A 22359-nucleotide genomic window follows, 5' to 3' on the forward strand; every position below is an offset into this window, starting at 1 on the left:
GCGGGTTACGCGGTCGCACCGCCGAAGATGTCGATGGAGTCGCTGCCCTCGCGGAGAGTGACGTAGGCGCGCTTGGTGTCCTTACGCTTACCGAAACCGGTGCGGGAGCGCTTGCGCTTGCCCTCACGGTTGACGGTGTTCACCGAAGCGACGTCGACGCCGAAAATCTCTTCCACGGCAATCTTGATCTGGGTCTTGTTCGCGGACGGGGACACGTAGAAGGTGTACGTGTTCTGCTCCATCAGGCCGTAGCTCTTCTCAGAGAGCACCGGGGCGATGATGATGTCGCGCGGGTTAGCGATCTTTGCCATTTACTTCTCCTCCTCCGCAGCGGCGGCAACAGCTGCGCCGCGGTTGATGAAGGTGTGGAGTGCCTCGACCGAGAACACAACGTCATCAGCGTTGAGGACGTCGTAGGTGTTCAGCTGAGCCGGCTCAATGATCTGGACGCCCGGCAGGTTCCTTGCGGAGAGACGGGAATTCTGATCATCACGGCCGATCACCAGCAGGACCGACTTGCGGTCGGTGAGGCGCTCGATGAATGCACGAGCGGACTTCGTCGACGGGGTCTGGCCCGGGACGAGATCCTCCACGATGTGGATGCGCTCGTTCTGCGCACGGTTGGTCAAAGCGCCGGCGAGGGCAGCCTTGATCATCTTCTTTGGGGTGCGCTGTGCGTAGGAACGCGGCTGCGGACCATGCACAATGCCACCACCGGTGTAGTGCGGAGCACGGATCGAACCCTGACGGGCGCGACCGGTGCCCTTCTGGCGGAACGGCTTCTTGCCGCCGCCGGAAACCATGCCGCGGGTCTTCGTTGCGTGGGTGCCCTGGCGCTTAGCAGCAAGCTGTGCATTCACAACCTGGTGCATGAGTGCCACGGATACCTCGCGGTCGAAGTACTCGGCCGGCAGGTCGACGGAACCCTTGGTAGCTCCGTCTGCGGTGTGGACGTCAAGCGTCAGCTTCGTCATGCGTGAGCACCGCCCTTCACTGCGGTCTTGACGGTAACAACGGAACCCTTTGCGCCAGGGATGGCGCCCTTGATCAGGATGAGGTTGTTGTCGCCGTCGATGCGTTGAATCTTCAGGTTCTGGGTGGTAACGCGGTTACCGCCCATGCGGCCAGCCATACGGGTGCCCTTGAACACGCGACCCGGGGTCGCGCAGGCGCCGATGGAACCCACACGACGGTGGGCAGCCTGGTTACCGTGGGAAGCACCCTGGCCGGCAAAGCCGTGGCGCTTCATGGCACCGGCGTAGCCGTGGCCCTTGGTGGTGCCTGCGACGTCGACGAAGGTGTCGCCTTCGAAGATCGTTGCATTGAACTCCTGGCCGAGCTCGTAGCCCGAGGTGTCGTCCATGCGGATCTCAGCAACGTAGCGACGCGGGTTGACGCCAGCCTTCTTAAAGTGGCCAGCCTGCGGCTTCTTAGCCTTACGGGGATCGATGTCGCCGTAAGCGATCTGGATGGCGGAGTAGCCATCGGTCTCAGGGGTACGGATCTGGGTGACAACGCACGGCCCAGCCTCGACGACGGTAACCGGGATAACGCGGTTCTCCTCGTCGAAGATCTGGGTCATGCCGAGCTTCTTGCCCAGAATGCCCTTGATCTGGTTGTCAGACATGTGTTAGTTCTCCACTACTTACGTTGGGGATTGCTCTACTGGATGTTCACGTCGACGCTGGCCGGCAGATCAATGCGCATAAGCGCGTCTACCGTCTTCGGCGTCGGGTCGAGAATGTCGATGAGGCGCTTGTGAGTGCGCATCTCGAAGTGCTCGCGAGAATCCTTGTACTTGTGGGGAGAACGAATCACGGCGTACACGTTCTTCTGGGTTGGCAACGGCACCGGGCCGACGACGCGGGCACCCGTACGGGTGACCGTCTCGACGATCTTCTTCGCGGATGCGTCGATCGCCTCGTGATCGTAGGCCTTCAGCCTGATGCGGATCTTCTGTCCCGCCACGCTTACCTCTTCCTCGCATCCCCACGTTCAACTCTCGCTTCGCTCGAAGTTGAACGAAGTGAAACGAGAGAGAAGCGGTGGGGTTTGTAGCTTCTAGTTTCTCTATAACGTTGTCCGGGCTGGGCCCTTGGCTCAACGCCAGTGTCTTTTCTGACTGTCATGACACATCCGGAAGTTGAGACCTGCGCAATAAACGCGCCGACGCTCAGTGCTTCCGCCAAGGCACGTTGTTGGCCGACACGTCATCGTCGACAAGCAATATGCCCGGGTATCAGACACGGAAGGGTGCGTGACCCTCGCGTACTGCCGCTGTTTATTTGCCATGGCCCCTTCACCGGTCTTCCGACTGGAAGGTGTCATGTTTGCCGAGCCACCGGCCGACTTCCGTCAACCCATGTCAAGGCAACCTGCGTATTAAAACACAAGGTTGCCACCAACGCAAGCCCGCTTGACGACGACAACCTGTGTACCCTTGTTCCCATACCGTGCGCGTCATCTATATAGGCGCACTCGGAACATGAACATCACAGTTGAAAGGACCGTCATGGCCGACCAGAACGCAAACAACGCTGCAAACAACACTGCAAAGAACACCCCAGCAACCACCTCGACCGCAACCGAGACCGAGAAGCAGCGCCCGCGCAACGAAAACCTCGAAACCGAGCACGGCAGCACTGTTATCGACGACAACGTTGTTGGCAAGATCGCCGGCATCGCAGCACGCGAAGTCTCCGGCGTCCACAACCTCGGCGGCGGCGCAGCCCGCATGTGGGGCGCAGTCCGCGAGTCCCTGACCTCCTCCACCAACGTCCAGCAGGGCGTCAATGTGGCAGTCGAGGACGGCCACGCATCCGTCGCAGTTGCCATCATCGCCGAGTACGGTGTCGCCATCCACGAGCTTGCAAACGCCATTCGCGAAAACATCACCGTCGCCATCACCCGCATGACCGGCCTGATCGTCGACCGCGTCGATGTCACCGTCCACGACGTCAACCTGCCGGAGCAGGAGACCGCAGGTGAGAACTACGACGACGGCAACTACCAGGCAGTCAACCAGTCTGTAAACCAGCAGATCCAGTAATCATGGCCAACACCCCCGTTACCCGAGAGGTTGCGGAGGGCGTCCGCGACGCCACACTCGCCGTCAACGGAGTAGCAAAACTCTACGGCGGCCGACTCGGCGAAATCGCAACCTACTTGCCGCACCAACGCATCGAAGGCATCCGATCTGCCTCACGCAACGGCAAAGCGGGCCTCGAAGTCCACTTCACCTTCGACGTCGCCTCAGGACGCAACGTCCACGAGGTCGCCGAAGACGTACGCGCCGCAGCACTGAGCGCTTCGGACGCCGAGTTCGTGGACGTCATCGCCGGCGATGCGCAATAGCAGCAACACGGGCTACGCCCCCGCACCTCACACAACAACCCGAAACGTGGTTTAACAATGAATCTCTTTGCCAACAAGGCACTGACCGGCGTCATCATCGGCGTCATCGTTGCCTTCTTCGTCACATTCGGTGGCTGGGCCGGCCTACTCTGGCTGCTGCTGTTTACCATCCTCGGCGGCGTAGTAGGCGCCCAACTCGACGGCCGCCTCGACCTAGCCAGCATCATCGGCAACGGAACCGGCCGGAGCAATAGCTGATGGACACTTCCTTCTACCACGTCAGCGAACGCACCATCGAGCGCGTGGCGGAAGTGGCGGCCTCAACAGTGCCGGGATCCCGCAACATCGACGCGAAATTGGCGGGCCTGGCGGGCCGCAGCCTTCCGCGCATCGAGGCACACATCGACCGCACGACGGGCCTTGTCGCCATCGATGCCGAGATTGCCACGTCCTACCCCGCGCCCGTCGCGGCGATTACGGACGCTGTGCGCGCCACCATCATCGCCCACATCCGCACCCTCGCAGGGATGGATGTCTCCCGCGTCAACGTCACCGTTGCTAACGTCGAATCGATCGACGATGGTTCCCGTGTGACCTGGGACGATGTTGCGACCCACGATGCTTTCATCATCCCAGAGCCCATCCAGGTTTCTCCCACCGAGATCACGCACCCCGTGACCAACGAGCGCGAGGAACTGGCGCCGATCGAAGCGCGATCGCTTGTCGACGACATGCGTGCCGTCACCACACCAACTCCCCCAAGCGTGCGAACCCCGAAACCGCCCAAACCGGTCATCGTTTCTGGCGTTGACGTGCCCGAGCCACTCGAGCCGTTCGCCCCAGAGACGCCCATCCCCGTGGCTCTGCGCGCCCCGTCGCTGCCAGCGTTGCAGCCCCTCACCCCGATCGCTGTCAAGGCGTTCGGGCACATGCGGCCGGTTGAGGTGCCGTGGCAGCGACCGTTGCGCGATATCACCGTAGATAGGCAGCCGCTCAAGCCGGTGACAATTCAGCCCAGTGCGCGCCCAACAAGCCCGCGCGGCCCGGCTCCGAAGCCCGTGGTCATCCCACAGGCCCCACAGCCGAAGCCACTTCAGCAGATCACGATAGAACCGGTGGTGAAGTACTATGACCGAACCAACTAGCGCCCGCCCAGTCGGGCCACACCCCGGCGACGAACCGCTAGGCACCCCTGCATCGCGCTGGATCGCAGTCCTCATCAGCCTGCTCCTCATCGCTTTAGCGGGTGTCGGCGCGCGTGACCTCTGGTACTACACCTACGAGTCGGAATCACCCGAGCAGTCCTGGTTTGGTCGCGCGTTTGAGTTCCTCGGCTCGTTCACCACAGAGATCCCCGCCGTCATCATTGCGTGCCTGCTGGCCTTGGTCGGCCTTGTGCTCATCGTGGTTGCGCTCAAACCCCGCCCGCACCGGTTTGTCCGAGTGAACTCCCCAGTGTCTATCTGGACCCGTCCCGTCGATGTGGCACGAAAGTCCACCAACACGGTTCACAGCGACCTCGGTGGCGAGCAAGTACGCTCCAAGGCGACCCGCAAGTCGGTCAAGGTACAGGTTGTCGACGACGGCTCCGGCCCCGCAATGCAAGAACGCATCACGCGATCGCTCAACAGCGAGCTCAAGAGCCTCGCCGCGCCTCCTGCGGTGTCCGTGAAGGTGTTGCCTAAGGAAACGCCTCAGGCACAAGTCACCACCACGGCGCAGTCGGCACCCGAGGTATCCGACGTCCGTCCCCCGGAGGTGCACCGATGACCAAAACATTGAGCTTCTTCAACCGTCTGGTCACGTTCCTGCTCGGCCTGTTGATGGTCGTTGTGGCCCTATTCCCCATTGCGGAGTACTGGGAAATCCCGTACTTGAGCGATTTCCTCCGCGACATCGACCGCAGCCGCGTGACGTACCTCGCCTACGAGGACTGGTATACCAAGGCGCTTATCGCCGCCGCTATTGTCCTGGCCGTGTTGGGATTGTGGATCTTGCTTGCAAATCTACGCTCCCGCGCGTTCTCCAACGGCAACATCGTGCCAGCCGATGCCGCGCACGGTGACACGGTAATCAACGTTCAGCGCGTCGCCGAGGCAGCCTGCAACACCATCCAGCGTCTCGACGAAGTCCAACGCGCCGACAGCCGCGTCGCTATGGTCGGCCAACGCCCGACCGTCACGTTCACCGTCACCGCGAACCCGAACTACCCGTTGGAAAGCGCCATCCGCGCTATCGAGGCCGCAGACGACGATTTCCGGCTCGCAAGCCACACCATGGACATCGATACCGTATGGAAGCTGCAATTCGATAGGATCTCCGCCTAAACGCGGCTTCGCGGCTGTCTAGGCTTCCTCCTGAACTTCCAGCGGCAACACCGCGGTAACTCGCCCCAGCACCACCGGCTCCCCGCCGGAGGCTGGGGCGATTGTCATGTCCGCCCCCGCCTCGCATTGAAGAATGCGTGCCCAGGCGAAGGTATCCACGTCAACATCACGACGCGCCTGTACCCAACGACGGATCCGGCTGCCGACCACAGCCCTTGCTCCATCTTCCAGCGCGACCAACCATCGGTTCCCTCCGACGCTATCTTGCAGCAATCCCGCCAGCGAACGACTCTCTCCCGGTGTAAAAAGCTTCAAATGACGGACAATCCCCAGCCGATGTTCCACCCCCTCCACATCAGTTACCACGAGCGGTAACCCCGGACCGGTACGTCGCATCGACGCATACCGCCACACCGACGGCATTCGCCCTGGGTGCGCCGCGCTTCGCACCACCACATTTCCGTCCACCAAGGTAACCTGAAGGTGCGGTTCGACGGTGGTGAGGGTAATGGGGGCGGAGGTGTCGTCGACAAGCGAAGGATGCTCCTGAGAGACCTGCTGAAGAACTGCGAGCGCCTCTGCGTCAGTTGAGTCCCACCCCAGCCCACGATTGCCCAATACCCCAAATAATTGGCCGAGGCTCAAATCTGGTTGCCCCTCCCAAACCTCTTGAAGCGCGGCCAGAATCTTCGGGATACGTGTTGGGTCCTGCACACCTCAGACCATAAACCCCCCTCAGGGCATGCAAAAGGCCGCCCCTCCCAAACGGGAGAGGCGGCCTTGGCGTTTATCCGACGGTTACGTCAGATCGACTCGAATTAGTCGAGGATCTTGGTAACGCGGCCAGCGCCGACGGTGCGGGAGCCCTCGCGGATAGCGAAGCGCAGACCCTCGTCCATAGCGACCGGCTGGATGAGCTCGACGGTCATGTCGACGTTGTCGCCCGGCATAACCATCTCGGTGCCCTCCGGCAGCTTCACAACACCGGTCACGTCGGTGGTGCGGAAGTAGAACTGCGGACGGTAGTTGTCGAAGAACGGGGTGTGACGGCCGCCCTCGTCCTTGGACAGCACGTAGACGGAGCCCTCGAACTTGGTGTGCGGGGTGTAAGCGCCCGGCTTGATGATGACCTGGCCGCGCTCGACGTCCTCGCGCTTCAGACCACGCAGCAGCAGTGCAGCGTTGTCGCCAGCCTCAGCGGTGTCGAGAAGCTTGTTGAACATCTCGATGGAGGTGACGGTGGTCTTCTGGGACTTCTCGCGGATACCGATGATCTCGACCTCGTCGTTGAGGTTGAGGACGCCACGCTCCACACGACCGGTAACCACGGTGCCGCGGCCGGAAATGGTGAAGATGTCCTCGATCGGCATCAGGAACGGCTTGTCGGTCTCGCGCTCCGGATCCGGGATGGAGTCATCGCAAGCCTGCATGAGGTCGACGATGGACTGAACCCACTTCTCATCGCCCTCGAGAGCCTTGAGAGCGGAGATGTGGACGATCGGTGCTTCCTCGTCGTAGTCCTGCTCAGCCAGCAGCTCGCGAACCTCCATCTCGACGAGCTCGATGATCTCTTCGTCGTCGACCATGTCGCACTTGTTCAGTGCAACGAGGATGTACGGAACGCCAACCTGGCGAGCGAGCAGAACGTGCTCACGGGTCTGCGGCATCGGGCCGTCGGTAGCAGCAACCACGAGGATTGCGCCGTCCATCTGAGCAGCGCCGGTAATCATGTTCTTGATGTAGTCGGCGTGGCCCGGGGCGTCGACGTGTGCGTAGTGACGCTTCGGGGTGTTGTACTCCACGTGGGAGATGTTGATGGTAATGCCGCGCTCGCGCTCCTCCGGAGCCTTATCGATCATCGCGTAGTCGAAGGCCTTGTTCTCCTCCGGGTACTGGTCTGCCAGTACCTTGGTGATCGCAGCGGTGGTGGTGGTCTTGCCGTGGTCGACGTGACCAATGGTGCCGATGTTCACGTGCGGCTTAGTGCGCTCGAACTTTTCCTTTGCCACTGATTGTCCTCCTGGACTTCATGGTGGCTACGACCTTCGCAGCCACGTGGTTTGCTTACGCCCAACCGCTACAGCCCAAAACGGATATAGCGACGGGAGCCATTTCACAATGTGCCAGTTACAAGATCCTAGGTTCAAAAAGGCCGTTTTTCAAACTGGCCGATCCGATTCCCCGGACCAACCTAGAGGGTAACGGCCGGCTCAGACAACGCCCGTTGTTGCGTTGCCTCAGCGCGACCGCTACCCCGCTAGGGGTTCTCCCTTATACGCCAGCTGCTGGCACGCAGCTGGCGGGAGAGGGCGGCTTAGTTGCCGTTGCGCTTCTCGATGATCTCCTGCGCGACGCTCTGCGGAACCTCAGCGTAGGAGTCGAACACCATGGTGAAGTTCGCACGGCCAGCGGTCGAGGAACGCAGGTCGCCGATGTAGCCGAACATCTCGGACAGCGGCACCTTCGCACGGACGACCTTTGCGCCGGAGCGATCTTCCATGGCGTAGACCTGGCCACGGCGGGAGCTGATGTCACCGTTAACGGTGCCCATGTACTCCTCCGGGGTCACGACCTCAACAGCCATGACCGGCTCAAGCAGAACCGGCTTCGCCTTAGCAACAGCTTCCTTGAGGACCTGGGAGCCAGCGATCTTAAACGCCATTTCCGAAGAGTCGACGTCGTGGTAAGCGCCGTCCTCGAGGGTGGCCTTGATGTTCACCAGCGGGTAGCCAGCGAGGTAGCCGTACTGCATTGCGTCCTGGATACCAGCGTCGACGGACGGGATGTATTCCTTCGGCACGCGACCACCGGTGACGGCGTTCTCGAACTTGTAGGTTGCGGACTCGCCCTCTTCCAGGGTCTCCGGATCCGGGTTGTACGGCTCGATGGTGACGATGACCTTTGCGAACTGGCCCGAACCACCGGTCTGCTTCTTGTGGGTGAAGTCGAGGGACTCGACCTTCTTGCGAATGGTCTCGCGGTAAGCAACCTGCGGGGAACCGATGTTTGCCTCAACCTTGAACTCGCGCTTCATGCGGTCCACCAGCACGTCGAGGTGGAGCTCGCCCATGCCGCCGATGACGGTCTGGCCGGTCTCTTCGTCGAGCTGGACGGTGAAGGTCGGGTCCTCTTCAGCAAGCTTCTGAATAGCGGTACCGAGCTTCTCCTGGTCAGCTTTGGTCTTCGGCTCGATGGCCACCTGGATAACCGGGTCCGGGAAGTCCATGGACTCGAGGATGATCGGGTGATCCGGGTTGCACAGGGTGTCGCCGGTCGTAGTTTCCTTCAGGCCGATGAACGCGTAGATGTTGCCGGCGTCTGCGTGCTCGACCGGGTTCTCCTTGTTCGCGTGCATCTGGAAGAGCTTGCCCACGCGCTCCTTCTTGGACTTCGTGGAGTTGAGCATCTGCTCGCCCGGAATAGCCTGGCCGGAGTAGACGCGCACGTAGGTGAGCTTGCCGAAGAACGGGTGCACGGCGATCTTGAAGGCCAGTGCGGAGAACGGCTCTTCGACGGACGGCTTACGGAAGAGTTCCTCGGAGCCGTCGACGGAGGTGCCACGCACCTCGCCGATGTCCAGCGGGCTCGGCAGGTAGTCAACAACAGCGTCGAGGATCGGCTCGATGCCCTTGTTGCGGTATGCGGTACCGCAGAACACCGGGTAGATCTCGGAGTTCACGGTGAGCTTGCGGATGGCGCCCTTGATTTCCTCGATGGTGAGTTCTTCGCCACCGAAGTACTTCTCCATGAGCTCTTCGTCGGACTCGGCAACGGTCTCGAGAAGCTTCTCGCGGTACTCTTCTGCGAGCTCCTTGAGGTCCTCCGGGATCTCGGTGATCTGAGGCGGCGTGCCGGTCTCGACCTTGCCCGGCCACTGCAGAGCCTTCATCTCGAGCAGATCGACGACGCCGTCGAAGTCGTCCTCAGCGCCGATCGGAATCTGCATTACCAACGGCTTAGCGCCGAGGCGGTCGACAATGGTGCCGACGGTGTAGAAGAAGTCTGCACCCAGCTTGTCCATCTTGTTGACGAAGCAGATACGCGGTACGTCGTACTTCGCAGCCTGACGCCACACCTGCTCGGACTGCGGCTCAACGCCTTCCTTGCCGTCGAACACGGCGACAGCACCATCGAGCACGCGCAGGGAGCGCTCCACCTCAACGGTGAAGTCCACGTGACCCGGGGTGTCAATGATGTTGATCTGGTTGTTGTTCCAGAAACAGGTCACAGCTGCGGACGTAATGGTGATGCCGCGCTCTTTCTCCTGATCCATCCAGTCGGTGGTTGCGCCACCGTCGTGGGTTTCGCCGACCTTGCGGTTGATGCCCGTGTAGAACAGGATGCGCTCGGTGGTGGTGGTCTTACCGGCGTCAATGTGGGCCATGATGCCGATGTTGCGGACCTTGTGCAGGTCCTTAAGCACTTCTTGTGCCACGTTTGTTACCCCAACTTAATGTCGTCGACGCGGTGAAGCGTCTTTGTCGGTTAGTTGTCGTTAGTCAATTCTGCCACTTTGTTGCCCAAATGGCAGCGCGAGCTTGTGCTTATCGACGAAAACCCCGAAAACGCGGGCCCCACGAGGGGACACATATGCAGTTTCGGGGTCTGCCGACGATCATCTCGCTTCCAGCTCTTACCAGCGGTAGTGGGCGAAGGCGCGGTTGGCCTCTGCCATCTTGTGGACATCCTCGCGACGCTTCACGGATGCGCCGAGACCGTTGGAAGCATCCAGGATCTCGTTGGCGAGACGCTCGATCATCGAGTTCTCACGACGCTGGCGGGTAAAGGTGACCAGCCAACGCAGGGCGAGAGTGGTGGAGCGCTCCGGCTTGACGTCAACCGGGACCTGGTAGGTTGCGCCACCAACACGGCGGGAGCGAACCTCGAGGTCCGGGCGAACGTTGCCGATAGCCTTTTCCAGGGTGCCCACCGGATCGGTGCCGGTCTTCTCGCGGCAGATCTCGAGTGCGCCGTAGACGATGCGCTCGGCGGTGGACTTCTTGCCGTCCTGCAGGATCTTGTTCACAAGCTGGGTGACCAGCTCGGACTCGTATACCGGATCCTTAACGATGGGACGCTTCGGTGCTTGCTGCTTACGCATTGATTACTGTCCCTTCTTCGCGCCGTAGCGGGAACGTGCCTGCTTACGGTCCTTCACTGCCTGGGTATCGAGGGCGCCACGAACGATCTTGTAGCGCACACCCGGGAGGTCCTTCACACGGCCGCCGCGCACGAGCACCATGGAGTGCTCCTGCAGGTTGTGGCCCTCGCCCGGAATGTAAGCGGAAACCTCGACACCGGAGGTCAGGCGCACACGGGCGACCTTACGCAGTGCAGAGTTCGGCTTCTTCGGGGTGGTGGTGTACACGCGGGTGCACACGCCGCGGCGCTGCGGGGAGCCCTTCAGCGCAGCAGTAGCCACCTTCGCGCTCTTGGTGTGGCGGCCCTTGCGGACCAGCTGCTGAATAGTAGGCATTCAAGCCCTTTCTGTTCGCGCGTCCCGCTCACACATGGCCATACATGCAAAAATAGGGGCTCTTCTTCCGGGGCCCTGCCGCTTGCATGAACTACCTAGTGAACGAGTCGCATGGAGTTCGTTTAACTTCGCACCGATTCACACGGGCGAAACCTCAGATAATTTACAACACGCCAAGGCATGACGGCAAATCCGTGCTAGCTTTCGTGGCATGAGCGATGCGAACCTCCCCCGTAAGCGACTGAGCAGCGCGGAACGCGACCGTGCCGCCGCCTTCCTTCACGATGCATTCGTCGATGGACAGCTCTCCGTCAACGAGTTCGACGAGCGCTCTCGCATGCTCTACGAGGCAACCTTTGTCGATGAGCTTCCTGCGCTTATCGACGATCTCTCCCCCGTCACCGCCCAACCCCATCCTCCGGCCCAGCGCCCTTCAGGAGTGAGGAACTACGTCACCGGCGAATCCGGCGGCTCCGGCTTCAGCCTTGCAGTCATGGGAGGCAGCGAGCGTGGCGGCGACTGGTTGGTAGCTCCGACGCACACCTCCTTCACCGTGATGGGCGGAAGCTCAATCGATCTGCGCGAGGCGAGGTTGAGTTCTCACGAGACTGAGATCAACGCATTCGCCATCATGGGTGGCATCGAGATCATTGTGCCAGACGATGTCCGAGTCGTCGATGCAGGAATTGGAATCATGGGTGGTTTCGGGGTGGAAACCCACTCGTCGTGCAGGTTTTCTCTCGCTGAGATTCCCGCCGATGCTCCGGTCATCCATGTTCGCGGGCTCGCACTCATGGGTGGCGTAGGAATCGTGCGCGCAGCCCGTGGTGCTCACGTTTAGTATCAGCACAACAAAAAGCCCGGCCTCCCCTCAGCGGGGAGGCCGGGCTTTGAAGCAGACCTAGCTAAGCCAGAATGCTGGGGCTGCCTTTAGAGCTCCTCGTAGCCGAACTCTTCCATCGGCACGGAAGCGCCGGTGAATTCGCCGTAGCCTTCGTCGCCGTAGATGGAATCGCCGAAGGTCGGGATGGCGTACGCCGCGGAGCGTGCCGCCTCGGTCGGCTTGACCTGGATGTTGCGGTAGCGGGAGATACCGGTACCAGCCGGGATCAACTTACCGATGATCACGTTCTCCTTCAGGCCGATGAGCTTGTCGGAACGCTTGTTAATCGCAGCGTCCGTGAGCACACGGGTGGTCTCCTGGAAGGAAGCAGCCGACAGCCAGGACTCGGTAGCCAGCGACGCCTTGGTGATGCCCATGATCTCGGAGCGCATCTCGGCCGGCTCGCCACCGTCTGCCACAGCAGCGGCGTTGACCTGGCGTGCCTCCGACAGGTCCACGAGCGTGCCCGGGAGGAACTCGGTGGTACCCGAGTCGATCACGGTGCCGCGACGCAGCATCTGGCGGATGATGATCTCGATGTGCTTGTCGTGGATGGACACACCCTGGGTGCGGTACACGGCCTGGACCTCGTCGATAAGGTGCTTCTCCACACCGCGACGGCCGAGAACCTCGAGCACGTCGTGCGGGTCAGCAGCACCGCGAAGCAGGCGCTCGCCCACCTCGACGTGGTCACCCTCGCGCAGGCCACGCTCGATCATGGCGTCCGGGTTGGACTCCATCGGGCGGCGAACCTGGGCCAGGCCCTGGCGCTTGGACAGCTTCTCGTAGACCACCACGTCGGAACCGTCATCCGGGTGGATGGTCAGGGTCCAAAAGTTGCCCTCGTCCTCGAGCGAGATCGTGCCGGCCACGGAAGCGATCGGGGCACGGTTCTTCGGAACGCGGGCCTCGAAGAGCTCCTGGACACGCGGCAGACCACCGGTAATGTCGCCACCGACACCACCCTGGTGGAAGGTACGCATGGTCAGCTGGGTACCCGGCTCACCAATGGACTGTGCAGCCACGATGCCGACGGCTTCGCCGATGTCGACGAGGTGACCGGAGGCCATGGACTTGCCGTAGCACTTCGCGCAGACACCGGTCGGGGTCTGGCAGGTCAGCACGGAGCGAACCTTGACCTCGGTGATGCCGGCGGCCACGAGGTCGTCGATACGCTGCTCGGTGAGCTCGGTGCCAGCCTCAGCGATGACCTTGCCATCGGCATCGGTGACATCCGCTGCCAGCACGCGGCCGGAAACAGAGGTCTCCACAAGGTCGTGGCGGTGGAAAACGCCAGCGTTTTCCACGGCAACAGGAACCTTGACGCCCTGACGGGTGCCACAGTCCTCCTCGCGGACGATGACGTCCTGCGCCACGTCCACCAGACGACGGGTGAGGTAGCCCGAGTCAGCGGTACGCAGAGCGGTATCGGCAAGACCCTTACGGGAACCGTGGGAGTTGTTGAAGTACTCCATCACGGACAGGCCTTCGCGGAAAGAGGTCTTGATCGGGCGCGTGATGTACTCACCACGCGAGTTCACGACCATGCCCTTCATGCCGGCCAGGGTCCAGATCTGACGCATGTTACCTGCAGCACCGGACTTCACGATCATCGGAATCGGGTTGTCGTCCGGGTACAGGTCCTCGACGGCCTGACCAACCTTGTTGGTGGCATCCTGCCACAGCTCGACCAGACGGTCGTAACGGTTCTCCTCCGTAAGCGCGCCCTTCTCCCAGAACTTGCGCTCGATGGCCTCGGCTTCCTTCTCGTACTGCTCGAGGACTTCGTTCTTGTTCGGGAGAATCAGCACGTCGGACATGGAGATGGTGACGCCGGAACGGGTGGACCAGTAGAAGCCAGCGTCCTTCATCTTGTCCAGCACCTGAGCGACGGTGATCATCGGGTACTGCTCAACCATGGACTGGATGATGTCGCCGAGCAGCACCTTGCCGCCGCCACCGCCCTTACGGACCATGGCGCCTTCCTGGTACGGGAAGTTAAACGGCATGAGCTCGTTGAACATGATGCGACCAAGGGTGGTCTCCATCATCCACGGCTGACCCTTCGTCCAACCATCCGGGAACTGCTCTGCCTCGATCTCCTCCGTCGGACGCAGGTGATCGATGCGCACCTTGATCGGTGCCTGCAGGCCAAGCACGCCCAGGTCGTAAGCCATGATGGCCTCACGGTAGGACGAGTAGACGCCGCGCTCCGGGCCGTTTTCGTCGGCAGGTGCATATGCGCCCTCGCCGCCGATCTCCTGCGGGCCCTTGAGCATGGTCAGGAAGTACAGGCCGGTCACCATGTCCAGGCGCGGCATTGCCAGCGGCTTGCCGGATGCCGGGGACAGGATGTTGTTGGAGGACAGCATCAGGATGCGGGCCTCAGCCTGCGCCTCTGCGGACAGCGGCAGGTGGACTGCCATCTGGTCACCGTCGAAGTCGGCGTTGAATGCTTCACAGGCCAGCGGGTGCAGCTGAATTGCCTTACCCTCGACCAGCTTCGGCTCGAACGCCTGGATACCCAGACGGTGCAGGGTCGGTGCACGGTTCAGCAGCACTGGGTGTTCGGAAATCGCCTCTTCGAGCACGTCCCACACCTCAGGGCGCTGACGCTCCACCATGCGCTTGGCGGACTTGATGTTCTGCGCGTAGTCATTATCGACGAGGCGCTTCATCACGAACGGCTTAAACAGCTCAAGCGCCATACGCTTCGGCAGACCACACTCGTGCAGCTTCAGCTGCGGGCCGACGATAATCACGGAACGGCCGGAGTAGTCCACACGCTTACCCAGCAGGTTCTGGCGGAAGCGGCCCTGCTTGCCCTTGAGCAGATCAGACAGGGACTTCAGCGGACGGGTGCCCGGGCCGGTGACCGGACGGCCACGACGACCGTTGTCGAACAGGGCGTCAACGGACTCCTGCAGCATGCGCTTCTCGTTGTTCACGATGATCTCTGGTGCACCCAGGTCGATCATGCGCTTCAAACGGTTGTTGCGGTTGATCACGCGGCGGTACAGGTCGTTCAGGTCAGAGGTGGCAAAACGGCCACCGTCGAGCTGGACCATCGGACGCAGCTCCGGCGGGATCACCGGAATGGCGTCGAGGATCATGCCTGCAGGGTCGTTGCCCGAGCGCTGGAACGCAGCGACAACGCGCAGACGCTTCAGGGCGCGGACCTTCTTCTGGCCCTTGCCCTCGGCGATGATGCCACGCAGCTCCTCAGCCTCGGCGTCGAGGTCGAAGTTGCGGATCAGGGTCTGGATTGCCTCGGCGCCCATGCCGCCGGTGAAGTAATCCTCGTAACGGTCGACGAGTTCCTCGTAGAGGTTTTCGTCGATAATCATCTGCTTCGGAGCGAGCTTCTGGAAGGTGGTCCAGATCTCGTCGAGGCGCTCAACCTCGCGCTCGCCAGCCTCGCGCAGGTGCTGCATCTCCTTATCGGCAGCGTTCTGCACCTTCTTGCGGGCAGCAGCAGTCGCACCGGAAGCCTCGAGCTCAGCGAGGTCCTCCTCCAACTTCTGCGCACGGTCGGCGATCTCGGAGTTGGTGTCGTCCTCGACATCCTTCTTCTCCATCAACATCTCCGCCTCGAGGGTGGACATGTCGTTGTGGCGAGCCTCGTCGTCAACCGAGGTGACGATGTTCGCCGCGAAGTAAATAATGCGCTCAAGGTCCTTCGGCGCCAGGTCAAGCAGGTAGCCCAGACGCGACGGCACACCCTTGAAGTACCAGATGTGCGTCACCGGAGCAGCCAGCTCAATGTGGCCCATGCGCTCACGGCGCACCTTGGACTTGGTCACCTCGACGCCACAGCGCTCGCAGATGATGCCCTTGTAGCGGACACGCTTGTACTTACCGCAGGCACACTCCCAGTCGCGGGTCGGACCGAAGATGCGCTCGCAGAACAGGCCGTCCTTTTCCGGCTTGAGCGTGCGGTAGTTAATGGTTTCAGGCTTCTTCACCTCGCCGTGGGACCAACGGCGAATGTCGTCGGCGGTGGCCAGGCCGATGCGAAGCTCATCGAAGAGGTTTACGTCAAACACGTAAAAATTCCTTTTCTTTTAAGTGGTTGGCTATTGCGTTCGTTTGATCGTCGACAAGCAATTGCTTTACGACGACCACCTGGCGCCTAAGCGGTATCCGCCGCTGCACCCTCATCGCGGGACAGGTTAATGCCGAGCGAGGAGCCAGCCTGATCAAACTCGTCGTCATCGCCGTCGAGCTCCATCGGCGTGCCATCAGTAGAGAGAACCTCCACGTTCAAGCACAGGGACTGCAACTCCTTGAGCAACACCTTGAAAGACTCCGGAATACCCGGATCCGGGATGTTGTCGCCCTTGACAATCGCCTCGTAAACCTTCACACGGCCGACCACGTCATCCGACTTAATGGTCAGCAGCTCCTGCAGCGTGTAGGCAGCGCCGTAAGCCTGCATTGCCCACACCTCCATCTCGCCGAAACGCTGGCCACCGAACTGAGCCTTACCGCCCAGCGGCTGCTGCGTAATCATCGAGTACGGACCAGTGGAACGAGCGTGAATCTTCTCGTCCACCAGGTGGTGCAGCTTCAGCATGTACATGTAACCGACCGAAATCGGGTACTTGTACGGCTCACCGGAACGGCCGTCGAACAGGACGGTCTTACCGTCGCCGTCCACCATGACGTCGCCGTCGCGGTTCGGCTTGGAGTTAGCAAGCAGGCCTGCGATCTCGTCGTTGGTCGCACCGTCGAACACCGGGGTTGCGGTCAGCGACTCCGGCGGAACGTCATACAGGTGCTCCGGCAGGGTCTCCAGCAACTTGGCGTTCGCCGGATCGTCCGGGTTCACCGTCCAACCGGCCTTCGCCAGCCAGCCCAAGTGAACCTCAAGCACCTGACCAATGTTCATACGACGCGGCACACCGTGGGTGTTCAGGATGATGTCCACCGGGGTGCCGTCAGCCATGAACGGCATGTCTTCCTGAGGCAGGATCTTGCCCACGACACCCTTGTTGCCGTGGCGGCCAGCCATCTTGTCGCCGTCCTGGATCTTGCGCTTCTGAGCCACGTACACGCGGATCATCTCGTTCACGCCCGGGGACAGATCGTCGTCGTCCTCACGGGAGAAGCGACGCACAGCAATGACCTTGCCCTGCTCACCGTGCGGCACCTTCAGGGAGGTGTCGCGGACCTCGCGGGCCTTCTCGCCGAAGATGGCGCGCAGCAGGCGCTCCTCCGGGGTCAGCTCGGTCTCGCCCTTCGGGGTGACTTTACCGACAAGGATGTCGCCGTCACGCACGTCCGCACCGATACGGATAATGCCGCGCTCGTCCAGATCCTTCAGCACGTCCTCGGACACGTTCGGGATCTCACGAGTGATCTCCTCGGCACCGAGCTTGGTGTCGCGGGCATCAATCTCGTGCTCCTCGATGTGCACGGAGGTGAGGATGTCCTCCTCGACCACGCGCTGGTTAAGGATGATGGCGTCCTCGTAGTTGTGGCCTTCCCACGGCATGAACGCAACCAGCAGGTTACGGCCGAGAGCCATCTCGCCGTCCTTGGTGCCCGGGCCGTCAGCGATAACCTGACCGGCCTCAACGCGGTCGCCCGCGCTCACGATCGGGGTCTGGTTGTAGCAGGTGCCCTGGTTCGTACGCTCGAAGGTGCGCAGCATGTAGGTGTCGCGGCCACCCTCATCATCCATGACGGTGATGTAGTCGCCCGTGACGTTCTCAATCACGCCGGCCTTCTTGGAAATGACGGTATCGCCAGCGTCGTACGCAGCACGCTGCTCCATACCGGTAGCCACGTATGCGGACTCGGCGCGCAGCAGCGGCACAGCCTGCTTCTGCATGTTCGCACCCATGAGGGCACGGTTCGCATCGTCGTGCTCGAGGAACGGAATCATCGCCGTAGCCACGGACACCATCTGACGCGGGGAAATATCCAGGTAGTCAACGCCCTTCGGGCCGACGACGCCAATGTCGCCGTCCTTGAGGCGGACCTCGATACGCTCACCGGTGAGGTTGCCGTCCTTATCCATCGGGGTGGCCGCCTGCGCAATGGCGTAGCGGTCCTCCTCGTCGGCGGTGAGGTAATCAATCTGATCGGTCAGCTTGCCGTCTTCGACCTTCTGGTACGGCGTCTCAATGAAACCGAACGGGTTGACGCGCGCGTACGAGGACAGCGCACCAATCAGACCAATGTTCGGGCCTTCCGGGGTCTCAATCGGGCACATACGGCCGTAGTGCGACGGGTGCACGTCTCGCACCTCGATGCCGGCGCGCTCACGCGACAAACCACCCGGACCAAGCGCAGACAGACGACGCTTGTGGGTCAGGCCAGACAGAGAGTTGTTCTGGTCCATGAACTGCGACAGCTGCGAGGTACCGAAGAACTCGCGGATCGCAGCGGAGACCGGACGCACGTTAATCAGCGACGTCGGGGTAATCGACTCCGCATCCTGGGTGGTCATGCGTTCGCGCACGACGCGCTCCATACGGGACAGGCCAACGCGGACCTGGTTCTGGATCAGCTCACCCACGGTGCGCAGACGACGATTACCGAAGTGGTCGATGTCGTCGGTGTTGATCGGGATGATCTCACCGGACGGGGAGGTCATCTCCGACTCACCTGCGTGCAGACGCACCAAGTACTCGAGGGTGGTAGCAATGTCCTCTTCGGTCAGCGTCATCAAACCGTCGTGATCGCCGCCGAGACCAAGCTTGCGGTTGACCTTGTAACGGCCCACGCGAGCCAGGTCGTAACGCTTCGCCTTGAAGAACGAGTTCTCCAGCAGGGACTGCGCAAGGTCACGCGTCGGCTGCTCGCCCGGACGCTGCTTGCGGTAAATCTCCAGCAGAGCCTCGTCGGTGTTGTTCACACCGTCGTTTTCCAGGGTGGACATCATGATCTCGGAGAAGCCGAAGCGCTCCGTGATCTGTTCCGTGGTCCAACCCAGAGCCTTCAGCAGGACGGTAACCGGCTGGCGACGCTTACGGTCAATACGCACACCAACGGTGTCACGCTTGTCCACGTCGAACTCGAGCCAAGCGCCGCGAGACGGGATAACCTTCACGGAGTGCAGCGGGCGCTCCGTGGACTTATCAATCGACTCGTCGAAGTACACGCCCGGGGAGCGCACCAGCTGGGAGACAACGACACGCTCGGTGCCGTTGACAATGAAGGTGCCCTTGTCGGTCATCAGCGGAAAATCGCCAATGAACACGGTCTGGGACTTAATCTCCTGCGTGTCGTTGTTAATGAACTCCGCGGTCACATAGAGCGGCGCGGAGTAGTTGATGTCCTTGTCCTTGCACTCGTCGATCGTGTACTTCACGTCTTCGAAGCGCGGCTCGGACAACGTCAGGCTCATGTTGCCCGAGTAGTCCTCGATCGGGGAGATCTCCTCAAGAATGTCCTCAAGGCCCGAGGTGACGCGTGCATCGTCGCCACGGCTCGCCTGCTCATTCTCACGCCACTCCGACGTACCGACGAGCCACGCGAACGATTCGAGCTGCACATCGAGCAAGCCCGGGACGGTAATGGGCTCGTTAATCTTCGCGAACGAATAACGTTCCGGAGCCCCCGGGATTTCAGCCATATTCATGGTCTGGTCTGAGACTGCCAAGTTGGGTCCTTCCAGCACCTCTGGCGGATGCTCACCGGCCCGCGTCTGGCTTCGCGGTCCAGCGGCATTTCCGCAGGATAAGTTAGCATTTGGTCTGCTTCGGAAGACCCGCCCCCAGAGACAACAAAATCACCTTGTCAAATAGGAAATTCTCATCCGTATGCACAAGGCTTCAATGACGTACTGGAGACGGCTTCCAGCGCAACGAGCAAGCTTATACAAAAGCTAACAAATTGTAAAGGGCCCTATCGGGCACTCAACCCCCCGCGTTACAACCCTCACGCACCCGTGCCGTCTGGTGCCGTTGTCCAAGTTGCTGGAGGGCAGCCTACCACCCCACCCGCGCGACTCGTCAATTGCGACGCGCCGAAACAACCGAACCAATCAGCCCCACCAGGGCCAACACCGCACCGACACCGGTGACAATCCACCACAACAACGGATTGGCCGCCTTCGGCTGCGCCTGACCAACCCGCTGCACAAGTTCCGTGACCTGCGCCTCGTCCATACGTCCGTCATAGGTCAGCACGTTCTGCACGCCGTTACCCTCGGCGTCGGCATAGTAGTCGTCGACACGCTCGTTGATGCCCACAACAACGCCCGTTTGCTCGTCGACAAGCAACTCGCGCTCCGCCGCATGAGTAAAGAACGTACGTTCACCGTCGATCGTGAGCGTGTTACGCGGATCGGCGTAGCGCTGCGCGATATTCGTCGGCGCGACCGTCTGCTGGTAGCGGTTGACGGTGCGTCCGCCGATCTCTTGCGTATCGACGAACCGCGCCACCGCCGAACCACGCAACACCGGATCAAACACGTCCACGTCCGACGCAGGCGCGGGCGACGGGAATTTCAGCCACACACCATTCACCGCCACCTGAGCAGCAGGCATCGCAAAAATTACCTGCGCCTGCGCCGGCGACAACGCCTCACCCGACACCCGATCCAACTCATACGACCACGTCGTCGCAGACACCAAATTCTCAAAATCCCCCGGAGCCTCACCCGCTCGCACCGAATCCCCCACACGAATAGCCGCCCGCTCATCCCCCGAAGGCTCCATCACCTCCAAATGCAACTGACGCGTCACCGGCGCCGACTTCCCCGCACGCATGCCATCCGGATCCGTAATCGTCCACGTCGCATCCCCCAACGCCAACGGCAACCGCTCCCCTGACAACAACACCCGCGGCGCCAACATCCCAGCAACCACCAGCGCAATACCCACACCAGCAACCAACGCGGCCAAGGAACGGGAAAAACGCAGCATGGTCCGAAATCTTAGCGCAGGACAAGCGAAACCCCCGCCAGCCGGTAAACGTACCGGTGGGCGGGGGTGTCGTCGAAAAGCGAAAGGCTCTTACTTGAGGGTGACCTTTGCGCCAGCCTCCTCGAGCTTAGCCTTAGCAGCCTCAGCGTCGTCCTTGGAAGCGCCTTCCAGGATGGCCTTCGGGGTGCCCTCAACCATTTCCTTAGCGTCCTTCAGGCCCAGGCCCGGAACGAGCTCGCGGACAGCCTTAATGACACCGATCTTCTTGTCGCCAGCGTCCTCGAGAACAACGTCGAACTCGTCCTTCTCCTCAGCAGCCGGAGCATCGCCAGCAGCGCCCGGAGCAGCAGCAACTGCAACCGGAGCAGCAGCGGTCACGTCGAAGACCTCCTCGAATTCCTTCAGGAACTCGGAAAGTTCGATAAGAGTCATTTCCTTGAACTGCTCAATGAGCTCGTCCTTGGTGAGCTTAGCCATGATGGCTTCCTTTCTTTAGGTGGGCGTCTGCAGCCCAGATGTAAAAGTTTGCTTACGCGGCTTCCTGCTTGTCCTGCAGCGCAGCGACAAGACGAGCCGTCTTGGAGGCCGGAGCCTGGAACAGGCCGGCAGCCTTTGCCAGAGAACCCTCGAACGCACCAGCGAGCTTCGCAAGGGTGGTCTCGCGGTTGTCCATCTCAGCCAGAGCGTCGATCTGGGAAGCGTCCAGGACGTTACCGTCCATGAAGCCGCCCTTGATCACGAACGCGTCGTGGTCCTTGTTGAACTTCTTCATCACCTTCGCAGCATCAACAGCCGCGTCGCCCTTGATGAACGCAACAGCGGTCGGGCCGGTGAGAAGATCGTCGAGACCCTCAATGCCCTGCTCATTAGCAGCGATCTTGATGAGAGTGTTCTTGGCGACGTGGTACTCGACATCAAAGCCCATATCGCCGCGCAGCTGCTGGAGCTGGCCGACGGTCAGGCCACGGTACTCAGTCAGCACGATGGAGTCCGCCTCAGCGAACTTCTCCTTCAGAGCTGCAAGTTCCGCAACATTCTTCGGGTTTGCCATGACACACGCCTCCTTCCGATACTTCATGTCCTTCAATCCGCCCGGAGCACCAATGAAAAATGCCCCGTGCAGAAGGCACGGGGCAGACGCAAGTCCAGCCTCGTTTCTCCTGCGTGGGTCGATCCCTGGAATGGGATACCTTCGACTCCCTTACGGAAGTGACCGACGGTCTTCGGTGAAACTTGAGCGCGACCCTTACGGATCGCTCAAACTTCGGTTGGGTATTTTAGCGGGTTTCGCCGCGAGGTCAAATTGCCTGTGGATAAGCCATTACTTTTCCACTACTTTTCGACGACCCCACGCCCAGTTATCCACAGGCCAGGTGCACTTTCTCTGTTGACGGTTTAGCGTCTTAGGCATGAATTCGTTCGAGGTGTTAGTGCAGGCGA

General features: G+C 61.2%; 21 protein-coding genes. 7 read left to right on the forward strand and 14 right to left on the reverse strand.

The features are described 5' to 3' along the window. Window positions 1-5 precede the first annotated feature (5 nt). The 4 genes from rplW to rpsJ are packed head-to-tail and all read right to left on the reverse strand — an operon-like array spanning window position 6 to window position 1968. On the reverse strand, window positions 6-311 hold the full coding sequence (gene rplW, locus HMPREF3048_RS02240) for a 50S ribosomal protein L23 (RefSeq protein ID WP_070422714.1): 306 nt from the start codon (window positions 309-311) through the stop codon (window positions 6-8). After that, a complete protein-coding gene (rplD, locus tag HMPREF3048_RS02245) occupies window positions 312-974 on the reverse strand; it encodes a 50S ribosomal protein L4 (RefSeq protein ID WP_070450615.1) in 663 nt (220 codons plus the stop codon). After that, on the reverse strand, window positions 971-1627 hold the full coding sequence (rplC, locus tag HMPREF3048_RS02250; protein WP_070422712.1) for a 50S ribosomal protein L3: 657 nt from the start codon (window positions 1625-1627) through the stop codon (window positions 971-973). Before rplC ends, rplD begins: the two co-directional genes overlap by 4 nt. A gap of 35 nt (window positions 1628-1662) precedes the next feature. After that, a complete protein-coding gene (gene rpsJ, locus HMPREF3048_RS02255; RefSeq protein WP_034997227.1) occupies window positions 1663-1968 on the reverse strand; it encodes a 30S ribosomal protein S10 in 306 nt (101 codons plus the stop codon). A gap of 517 nt (window positions 1969-2485) precedes the next feature. On the opposite strand from rpsJ, the gene HMPREF3048_RS02260 reads away from it, so the two are divergent. From HMPREF3048_RS02260 to HMPREF3048_RS02285, 6 genes are read left to right on the forward strand one after another with little or no spacing between them, the layout of a single operon-like run. Continuing rightward, entirely contained in the window at window positions 2486-3049 is a 564-nt protein-coding gene (locus HMPREF3048_RS02260) for an Asp23/Gls24 family envelope stress response protein (protein ID WP_224213080.1), read from the forward strand. Window positions 3050-3051: 2 nt separating this feature from the next. Next, entirely contained in the window at window positions 3052-3354 is a 303-nt protein-coding gene (locus tag HMPREF3048_RS02265) for a hypothetical protein (protein ID WP_070570621.1), read from the forward strand. A gap of 57 nt (window positions 3355-3411) precedes the next feature. Then, window positions 3412-3612, forward strand: coding sequence for a hypothetical protein (locus HMPREF3048_RS02270; RefSeq protein ID WP_070422710.1), 201 nt, complete (start codon window positions 3412-3414; stop codon window positions 3610-3612). After that, window positions 3612-4499 carry an Asp23/Gls24 family envelope stress response protein gene (locus tag HMPREF3048_RS02275; protein ID WP_070771078.1) on the forward strand — a complete coding sequence of 296 codons (888 nt, stop codon included), beginning with the start codon at window positions 3612-3614 and terminating at the stop codon, window positions 4497-4499. The genes HMPREF3048_RS02270 and HMPREF3048_RS02275 overlap by 1 nt, the downstream gene beginning before the upstream one ends. Next, a complete protein-coding gene (locus HMPREF3048_RS02280) occupies window positions 4483-5124 on the forward strand; it encodes an Asp23/Gls24 family envelope stress response protein (protein ID WP_070771079.1) in 642 nt (213 codons plus the stop codon). Before HMPREF3048_RS02275 ends, HMPREF3048_RS02280 begins: the two co-directional genes overlap by 17 nt. Further along, on the forward strand, window positions 5121-5681 hold the full coding sequence (locus HMPREF3048_RS02285) for a hypothetical protein (RefSeq protein WP_070422707.1): 561 nt from the start codon (window positions 5121-5123) through the stop codon (window positions 5679-5681). Before HMPREF3048_RS02280 ends, HMPREF3048_RS02285 begins: the two co-directional genes overlap by 4 nt. An 18-nt stretch (window positions 5682-5699) precedes the next feature. On the opposite strand, the gene HMPREF3048_RS02290 is transcribed toward HMPREF3048_RS02285, so the two are convergent. From HMPREF3048_RS02290 to rpsL, 5 genes are all read right to left on the reverse strand, one after another. Next, window positions 5700-6395 (reverse strand): hypothetical protein, encoded by a 696-nt coding sequence (locus HMPREF3048_RS02290; RefSeq protein ID WP_070771080.1) that lies wholly within the window; start codon window positions 6393-6395, stop codon window positions 5700-5702. 104 nt (window positions 6396-6499) lie between these two features. Then, on the reverse strand, window positions 6500-7690 hold the full coding sequence (gene tuf, locus HMPREF3048_RS02295; protein WP_070422705.1) for an elongation factor Tu: 1191 nt from the start codon (window positions 7688-7690) through the stop codon (window positions 6500-6502). Between the two features lie 305 nt (window positions 7691-7995). Further along, complete coding sequence (gene fusA, locus HMPREF3048_RS02300; RefSeq protein WP_070422704.1) at window positions 7996-10116, reverse strand: elongation factor G; 2121 nt, start codon at window positions 10114-10116, stop codon at window positions 7996-7998. A gap of 198 nt (window positions 10117-10314) precedes the next feature. Next, window positions 10315-10782 carry a 30S ribosomal protein S7 gene (gene rpsG / locus HMPREF3048_RS02305; protein ID WP_070422703.1) on the reverse strand — a complete coding sequence of 156 codons (468 nt, stop codon included), beginning with the start codon at window positions 10780-10782 and terminating at the stop codon, window positions 10315-10317. 3 nt (window positions 10783-10785) lie between these two features. Then, a complete protein-coding gene (gene rpsL / locus HMPREF3048_RS02310; protein WP_070771081.1) occupies window positions 10786-11157 on the reverse strand; it encodes a 30S ribosomal protein S12 in 372 nt (123 codons plus the stop codon). Between the two features lie 211 nt (window positions 11158-11368). Here rpsL and HMPREF3048_RS02315 point away from each other — a divergent pair, with 211 nt between their 5' ends. After that, entirely contained in the window at window positions 11369-11998 is a 630-nt protein-coding gene (locus HMPREF3048_RS02315; RefSeq protein WP_070771082.1) for a DUF1707 SHOCT-like domain-containing protein, read from the forward strand. Window positions 11999-12087: 89 nt separating this feature from the next. On the opposite strand, the gene HMPREF3048_RS02320 is transcribed toward HMPREF3048_RS02315, so the two are convergent. From HMPREF3048_RS02320 to rplJ, 5 genes are all read right to left on the reverse strand, one after another. Then, window positions 12088-16086, reverse strand: coding sequence for a DNA-directed RNA polymerase subunit beta' (locus HMPREF3048_RS02320; protein ID WP_070771083.1), 3999 nt, complete (start codon window positions 16084-16086; stop codon window positions 12088-12090). 86 nt (window positions 16087-16172) lie between these two features. Continuing rightward, entirely contained in the window at window positions 16173-19670 is a 3498-nt protein-coding gene (locus HMPREF3048_RS02325; protein ID WP_070614260.1) for a DNA-directed RNA polymerase subunit beta, read from the reverse strand. A 334-nt stretch (window positions 19671-20004) separates the two neighbouring features. Beyond that, window positions 20005-20919 carry a cell envelope lipid trafficking protein PgfA gene (locus HMPREF3048_RS02330; protein WP_070771084.1) on the reverse strand — a complete coding sequence of 305 codons (915 nt, stop codon included), beginning with the start codon at window positions 20917-20919 and terminating at the stop codon, window positions 20005-20007. 90 nt (window positions 20920-21009) lie between these two features. Further along, window positions 21010-21396, reverse strand: coding sequence for a 50S ribosomal protein L7/L12 (rplL, locus tag HMPREF3048_RS02335; protein ID WP_070422697.1), 387 nt, complete (start codon window positions 21394-21396; stop codon window positions 21010-21012). Between the two features lie 52 nt (window positions 21397-21448). Next, a complete protein-coding gene (rplJ, locus tag HMPREF3048_RS02340; RefSeq protein ID WP_070422696.1) occupies window positions 21449-21970 on the reverse strand; it encodes a 50S ribosomal protein L10 in 522 nt (173 codons plus the stop codon). Between the last annotated feature and the right edge of the window lie 389 nt (window positions 21971-22359).

The organism is Corynebacterium sp. HMSC075D04 (assembly GCF_001815635.1).
GTDB classification, from domain to species: domain Bacteria; phylum Actinomycetota; class Actinomycetes; order Mycobacteriales; family Mycobacteriaceae; genus Corynebacterium; species Corynebacterium coyleae.